Raw genomic sequence first — 7,099 nt, 5'->3', positions numbered from 1 at the left:
GTGGCGGGGTCACCGAGGCCAACGAAGGTGATTTCTTCATCCGTCTCAAAGCCCAACCCCGCCAGTCCATTGAACAGGTCATGGATCGAGTTCGCCACGAGGTGGAAACGCAGGTACCGGGCCTGGAAATCGAATTGGACCAGTTGATGGAGGACATGATCGGGGACCTGACCTCGGTACCCGAACCCATCGAGATCAAATTGTATTCCGATGATCCGGAGGTCTTGCAGGGTGTCGCCGTGAAAACCGCAGCGGCCATCAGCAAAATCCCCGGGGTGGTGGATGTCAAGAATGGCATCAATCCGGCGGGAGATGCCCTGGAAATTCATGTGGATCGGGATCGGGCTGCTCTGGAAGGGGTGGATCCTGCCATGGTGACGGGGCTATTGTCGGCCCAACTTTCCGGGGTGGTGGCGACTCAGGTGCAAAACAGTTATAAAATGATCGACGTGCGGGTGTGGATCCCGGAGCCCCTTCGAACCAATGTGTATCAGGTGGAACGACTGATGCTGCGCGCACCGGATGGTCATCTCTTTCCCTTGCGGAGGATTGCTACCCTGCGTAGCGTCAATGGGCAACCCGAAATCAATCGTGATAACCTGAAGCGAATGGTTGCAGTGACGGCGCGCATCAGTGGGCGTGACATGGGATCGACCCTGCGCGCAGTGCAAAAGGTCATGGCTTCTGTCACCTTGCCGGTGGGGGGGTACTATGAGTTGGGCGGGTTGTATCAGCAACAGCAAGCGGCGTTCAAGGGTCTGGTGCAGGTTTTCCTGGCGGCGGTGGCCTTGGTGTTCCTGTTGTTACTGGCGCTTTACGAGCGTTTTCGTATCGCCCTGGTGGTCATGCTGATGCCCCTTCTGTCCTTGGCGTCCATTATGATCGGATTGTGGCTGACGGGCATCGAAATCAACATTTCGGCCATGATGGGGATGACTATGATCGTGGGCATCGTCACGGAAGTGGCGATCTTTTACTTTTCCGAATGGTGCAGTCTCGATCCTGGTTTGGACCGGCAAATGGCCCTGATCACAGCCGGGAAGAATCGCTTGCGTCCTATTGCCATGACCACCCTGGCGGCTATTCTGATCCTGCTTCCTCTGGCGCTGGCTTGGGGAGAGGGGGCGCAGATGCAGCAGCCCCTGGCCATTGCGATCATTTCCGGGATGATGGTGCAGTTGCCCTTGGTGCTGGTGGTAATGCCCCTCCTGTTTTATGTTCTGACGTCACACCGTTTTGAACTGAAGCGGAAGCCGCACCCCTGATGCGTATCCTGTTGGTGGAGGATGACGACATGATCGCCGAAGCGGTGTCTTTGGCCCTGCGCGACCATGCCTACGCCGTGGATCGGATTTCTGATGGGTTGGCGGTGTCGGGGACCTTGCAGCACAGTGACTATCAGGCCGTGCTGCTGGATTTGGGGCTGCCTGGCCGGGATGGACTGGAGGTTTTGCGACGCCTGCGTCTGGCGGGGCAGCGCCTGCCTGTCATCATCATCACGGCCCGGGATGCCGTGGAGGATCGGATTGCCGGTTTGGATTACGGCGCCGATGATTATCTGATCAAACCCTTCGATTTGAATGAATTGCTGGCCCGTCTGCGTGCTGTCATCCGCCGTCAGGGAGGACAGGCCTCGCCCCTTTTGAGCAATGGCGACGTGACCCTCGACCCGGCCACGCGCGAAGCCGGGCGGGGGAAGGTTCGAGTGGTTCTGAGTGCACGGGAGTTTGCCTTGCTGCAGGCTCTGCTTCTGAACCCCGGACATATTTTGACCCGCCATGAACTGGAAGAACGGATTTACGGCTGGAACGAAGAGGTGGAAAGTAATGCCGTAGACTTTCTGATTCATGGGGTACGGCGCAAATTGGGGGCGGATGTCATTCGCAATGTTCGAGGGACGGGTTGGCGTGTGGAACGCCGATGAAGCGGTCACTGCAGGGACAGTTGTTGCGCGCGCTGGGGGTGACGATCCTGGTGACGGGCGTGCTGACCGGGATGGTTTCCTTCCGTTTTGCCTATGACGAAGGCGAAGATTTTCAGGATGATACCCTGCGTCAGATCGCTGCCCTGGTGGATACGGAATTTCTACGTCAGAACAGCGGACTGGGGCTTCCCATCGACCGTGACATCGATCCGGAGACCCGCATTTTGGTCAGCGTGTTGCCATCCAGGCAGGTTCCCTGGATTTCCTCCGATTTGTCTGCGGGATTTCATACTGTTCAGGGTCCGGAAGGGGAATGGCGGGTATTCATTCGTCCGGGTACCCAAGGCAAGATTGCAGTGGCCCAGGTCATTGATGCGCGGGACGATCTGGCGCTGCACAGCGCCCTCTGGACCCTCGTGCCCCTGCTTCTGCTTCTGCTTCTGCTGATGCTGCTGGTGGCGCATGTGGTCCGTCGGGAACTGGCCGTCTTGCCGCGCCTGGCCCGAGAACTGGATCACCAGTCGCCGGAGCAACCGGAACCTCTGAGTGCCCAAGCCATTCCGGCTGAAGTCGTGCCCTTCATGCTCTCCATCAATCGGTTGCTGGCACGCATTCGTACGTTGATGGAAGCGCAGCGTCGTTTCATTGCCGATGCTGCCCATGAGATGCGCAGTCCGTTGACGGCCTTGCTGCTTCAGGTTCAGAATCTGGAGCAATCTGCGCCGATCTCTTTGTCCGGACGGATAAAACCGCTCAAGGAAGGCATTGTGCGCACCTGCCAACTCGTGGAACAGTTGCTGAGCCATGCGCGCAGTCAGGTGGGGTCGACACAATGGATTCCGGTTTCCTGTTTCCAGTTAGGGCGCACGTTGGTGAGCGATTTGATGCCGCTGGCCGAGGCTCGGCACATGGACTTGGGACTGGAGTGTCCAGAAACCCTGGAAGTGATTTCGGATCCCCAGTTGCTGCCCCTCATTCTGCGCAATGCTCTGGACAATGCCTTGCGTTATGCCCCGGAGGGCAGTGAAGTGACCTTGCGAATCAGAATCGAGGGCCCCTACGGTGTGTTCGAGGTGGAGGACACCGGTCCGGGTATTCCAGAGGATGAAAAACTCCGGGTATTCGAGCCGTTTCACCGGGTGATGGGATCCAATGTGGCCGGCAGCGGATTGGGGTTGACCATTGCCCGCGAGGCTGCTCAGCGTTTGGGGGGTGAGGTGAGCCTGCAGGATCGTGTTGTCGGGAGAGGACTGATTTTTCGTTACTGCCAACACCTGAAACGGGATTTTCCTCCAGTGACTGGACGGGATAATCGGGATGCCCTATAATGAGCAGGGTTGAAACACGATCCGTAGGCGCGTAGCTCAGTTGGTTAGAGCACCACCTTGACATGGTGGGGGTCGTTGGTTCGAATCCAATCGCGCCTACCAAATTCCTTTCCGTTTTGCCCTACGATTTTTTCTGACCCATTGAACCGGGTAAGGGGAACTCTTTGCCCGGTAACGGCTCGAATCCGGTAGAATGTGCAGTCCACCTCTCGGTGAGAGGGCTGTTTCGCTGACAATACAACCAAACCCTACAAGGAATCATGATGAGCGCCAAAGGGCAACTGTTACAAGACCCGTTTCTGAACGCACTCCGTAAGGAGCATGTCCCCGTTTCCATCTATCTGGTCAATGGCATCAAGTTGCAAGGACAGGTGGAATCCTTTGATCAATATGTGGTACTGCTCAAAAATACCACGACCCAGATGGTCTATAAGCACGCCATTTCCACAGTCGTCCCGGCGCGGAGCATCACCCTCCATACCCCGGAACCCGGCGCCGAAGATTAACTTCATGACGGATTTGGGCCCACTTCTGGGTCGGGGTCGTGCCTCGGCGCGTACCAAGGCAGGGCAGGGTGGCCTGGAACGTGTGTCTGAGGAGGTATCAGCCAATGCCCAACGTGTGCTGCTGGTTCGCCTGGTTCTGGGACGTGGCCCTGTAGAGTTCTCTCTGGACGAGTTGCAGCGCTTGGCACAAAGCGCCGGTCTTACAGTGGTGGGCTGGATGGAGGGCCGCCGCGAGCGTCCCGATCCCTCCACTTTCCTGGGGTCGGGCAAGGTCGAGGAAGTGGCGGCACGGGTTCAGGCCGAGGCTATCGGACTGGTTATCGTGGACGATGAACTGTCCCCTGTGCAGGAGCGCAATCTGGAACAGCGCCTGGGTTGTCGAGTCATTGATCGGACCAGTTTGATTCTGGATATCTTCGCCCAGCGCGCACGTAGCCACACCGGTCAGTTACAGGTGGAACTGGCTCAGTTGAAGCGTTTGTCCACGCGCCTGGTGCGGGGCTGGACACACCTGGAGCGGCAGAAAGGAGGAATCGGGCTGCGCGGACCAGGAGAAACCCAACTGGAGACGGACCGCCGTTTGCTGGCAGTGCGCGTCAAAACCCTGCAATCCCGTCTCGTCAAGGTGCGCCGTACCGTTCAGTTGCAGCGCCGTGCGCGACAACGGGCTGGGGTACTGAATGTCTCTCTGGTGGGGTATACCAATGCGGGCAAGTCTACGCTCTTCAATCGCCTGACACAGGGTGACAGTTATGTGGCAGATCAGTTATTTGCCACCTTGGATACCTTGACCCGGCGCGTGTATCTCGCGCCGGGTCTGCAGGTTACCCTCTCCGATACGGTAGGTTTCGTGCGCCGTTTGCCCCATACTCTGGTGGATGCGTTTCGTGCCACTCTGGAAGAGACACGGGAGGCGGATCTACTGGTGCTGGTGGTGGATCATGCCGATCCCGAGCGTGAGGCCCAGATCGAGGCGGTCAATCTCGTATTGGCGGAGATAGGTGCAGATCAGGTCCCTCAGTTACGCGTTTATAACAAGGTGGACTTACTGGCCCAGGAAGGCGGGCGGATAGAACGGGATGCCTGTGGTACAATCTCGGCGGTTTGGGCCAGTGCGCTCACAGGCATGGGCCTGAATGAGATCAGGCAAGCTTTTCTGGAACGGTGCCAGTCCCCAGGCAGGCCGGGTGAATTACCGGTCCTTCAGGAAACACAGGATAGTCATGGCACATAAAAATTTCCGTTGGTGGATTTTCAATCAGGGGCCACCCGATCTTGACGAGGTGTGGCGGCAGTTTTTACGTCGTTTCAAAAAGGGAGGGGCGGGAACCGGTTCGCCACCTCCTCGTCCCGGCAAGGGAATGCCCTCGATTCCCTTGCCAACGCCCGAACGCATGGTCCTGATTGGAGTGGCGGTGGTAGCGGTTATTTGGCTGCTGTCAGGGTTTTACATCGTGGATGCGGGGCGGGTAGGGGTCATCCTCCGTTTTGGCAAGTTTCAGGAACTGACAGGGCCTGGCCCTCACTGGCACATGCCCTATCCCATCGAGGCACAAGCGGTGGGGAGTCCGCTCAATGTGGCGCAGGTACGTACGGTGGAACTGGGGTACCGAAATACCCTCAAGTCCAAGGTCCTGCATGAATCTCTCATGCTGACCGATGACGAAAATATCATCGACAATCAGTATGCCATTCAGTACACCATCAAGGATCCCAAGGAGTTTCTGTTCAATAACCGCAATCCTGATGGGGCTGTGGTTCAGGCCGCTGAAACTGCCATTCGTGAAGTGGTGGGACGCAGCAAGATGGACTATGTGCTGTATGAAGGACGTTCCCAGATTGCAGCAGAATCAGAAAAATTGATACAGCAGATCCTTGATCGTTATCATACCGGTATTGCCATCAGCAAGGTCAACATGCAGAATGCCCAGCCCCCCGAACCCGTTCAGGCGGCTTTTGATGATGCAGTCAAAGCCGGACAGGACCGTGACCGACAGAATAACGAAGGGCAGGCCTATGCCAACGATGTTATTCCCCGCGCACGGGGTGCGGCTTCCCGTTTGAACGAAGAGGCCAAGGCTTATGCACAGCGCGTCGTGGCCCGGGCTGAAGGCGATGCCAGTCGTTTCAACCAGGTATTGGTGCAGTATCTCAAGGCGCCGGAAGTCACCCGCCAGCGCCTCTATCAGGACATGATGCAACAAGTATTGGCTAACACCAGCAAGGTTGTAGCTGACCAGAAATCGGGGACGGGTCTATTGTATCTGCCTCTGGATAAATTGATCCAGGCCAGTGCCTTGGCCAATTTGGCGGGTTCCGATTCAAGCGGGGCAGGTACCCCATCCCCGGTGGGAACAGGGACAGCCAATTCTCCTCAGGAGACCCCACCCGAAAATGACTTGCGCGGACGTGATGCCATGCGCAATCGGGAACGGGAGGTACGGCCATGAAACAGAATTGGGGCTTGGGCATTGTTTTTATTGCCGGATTGGCTCTGTTACTTTCTGGATCCTTGTATACGGTCAACCAGATTCAGTATGCGGTGGTTTTTCAATTGGGCGAAGTGGTGGCCGTCCGGACCCAGCCGGGTCTCTACTTCAAATTTCCCCTGATTCAGAACGTACGTTTGTTCGATAACCGTATCCGTACTTTGGACAACAATGATCCGGAGCGGTTTATCACGGCTGAGAAGAAACCTCTGCTGGTGGATTATTTCGTCAAGTGGAAGATCGATGACCCCAAACAGTACTATGTGAGCGTGGGCGGCGATGAACAGCGTGCCAAGATTCGCCTGACTCAAACGATCAATGATGACCTGCGTGCAGCCTTTGCCAAACGTACGGTGCATGAAGCGGTATCGGGGGATCGTGAATCCGTCATGGAATCCATGCGTCAGCGGGCGGAAAAAGATGCCCAACAGATTGGGGTGCACGTTCTGGATGTGCGCATTCGCCGTGTCGAACTACCCCCGGAGGTGACGGAATCGGTATATCGGCGCATGGAAGCGGAACGCAAGCGGGTGGCCAACGAGTTGCGCTCCACCGGTGCAGGCGAGGCGGAAAAGATTCGGGCCGATGCGGATCGTCAGCGCGAGGTGATTTTGGCCGATGCTTTTCGTACAGCCCAGGAAATCAAGGGGGGCGGGGATGCCAAAGCGGCCGCCCTCTACAGTGCGGCCTATGGAAAGAACCCCGAGTTCTACGCTTTTTACCGTAGCCTGGAAACTTATCAGCAAGGCTTCAAGAGCAAGGCAGATGTATTGGTTCTCGATCCTGCCGCGCCTTTTTTTCGTTATTTCAATTCTCCCGCAGGGGCGGGTTCAGCGCCCCTCAAGCACTGAC

Annotated in this window: 7 protein-coding genes and 1 tRNA gene; all 8 read left to right on the top strand. The window is 57.0% G+C overall.

What is annotated here, in order from left to right; translation table 11 throughout:
* Nucleotides 1–1,265: efflux RND transporter permease subunit (locus IV91_RS0100290; RefSeq protein WP_035416866.1), on the top strand; the 1,265-nt coding region annotated here is incomplete at its 5' end.
* Entirely contained in the window at nt 1,265–1,924 is a 660-nt protein-coding gene (locus tag IV91_RS0100285) for a response regulator (protein WP_031595096.1), read from the top strand. The genes IV91_RS0100290 and IV91_RS0100285, both read left to right, overlap by 1 nt.
* Entirely contained in the window at nt 1,921–3,252 is a 1,332-nt protein-coding gene (locus tag IV91_RS0100280; RefSeq protein ID WP_051861742.1) for an ATP-binding protein, read from the top strand. Before IV91_RS0100285 ends, IV91_RS0100280 begins: the two co-directional genes overlap by 4 nt.
* Nucleotides 3,253–3,277: 25 nt before the next feature.
* Nucleotides 3,278–3,354, top strand: a tRNA-Val gene (locus tag IV91_RS0100275).
* 161 nt (nt 3,355–3,515) lie between these two features.
* Entirely contained in the window at nt 3,516–3,758 is a 243-nt protein-coding gene (gene hfq, locus IV91_RS0100270) for an RNA chaperone Hfq (RefSeq protein WP_031595092.1), read from the top strand.
* A gap of 4 nt (nt 3,759–3,762) precedes the next feature.
* Nucleotides 3,763–4,992 carry a GTPase HflX gene (gene hflX, locus IV91_RS0100265; RefSeq protein WP_082783415.1) on the top strand — a complete coding sequence of 410 codons (1,230 nt, stop codon included), beginning with the start codon at nt 3,763–3,765 and terminating at the stop codon, nt 4,990–4,992.
* Nucleotides 4,982–6,208, top strand: coding sequence for an FtsH protease activity modulator HflK (gene hflK, locus IV91_RS0100260; protein WP_031595089.1), 1,227 nt, complete (start codon nt 4,982–4,984; stop codon nt 6,206–6,208). The genes hflX and hflK overlap by 11 nt, the downstream gene beginning before the upstream one ends.
* On the top strand, nt 6,205–7,098 hold the full coding sequence (gene hflC / locus IV91_RS0100255; protein WP_031595088.1) for a protease modulator HflC: 894 nt from the start codon (nt 6,205–6,207) through the stop codon (nt 7,096–7,098). The genes hflK and hflC overlap by 4 nt, the downstream gene beginning before the upstream one ends.
* The last annotated feature ends 1 nt before the right edge of the window (nt 7,099 follow it).

It is taken from the genome of Ferrovum myxofaciens (assembly GCF_000735045.1).
Classification (GTDB): Bacteria; Pseudomonadota; Gammaproteobacteria; order Burkholderiales; family Ferrovaceae; genus Ferrovum; species Ferrovum myxofaciens.
This window is presented reverse-complemented; position numbering and strand designations above follow the sequence as displayed.

What these genes read in the sequence shown, in the direction of transcription:
- IV91_RS0100285 (WP_031595096.1), top strand. Translation starts at nt 1,265, where the DNA reads ATGCGTATCCTGTTGGTGGAGGATGACGACATGATCGCCGAAGCGGTG.
- IV91_RS0100280 (WP_051861742.1), top strand. Translation starts at nt 1,921, where the DNA reads ATGAAGCGGTCACTGCAGGGACAGTTGTTGCGCGCGCTGGGGGTGACG.
- hfq (WP_031595092.1), top strand. Translation starts at nt 3,516, where the DNA reads ATGAGCGCCAAAGGGCAACTGTTACAAGACCCGTTTCTGAACGCACTC.
- hflX (WP_082783415.1), top strand. Translation starts at nt 3,763, where the DNA reads ATGACGGATTTGGGCCCACTTCTGGGTCGGGGTCGTGCCTCGGCGCGT.
- hflK (WP_031595089.1), top strand. Translation starts at nt 4,982, where the DNA reads ATGGCACATAAAAATTTCCGTTGGTGGATTTTCAATCAGGGGCCACCC.
- hflC (WP_031595088.1), top strand. Translation starts at nt 6,205, where the DNA reads ATGAAACAGAATTGGGGCTTGGGCATTGTTTTTATTGCCGGATTGGCT.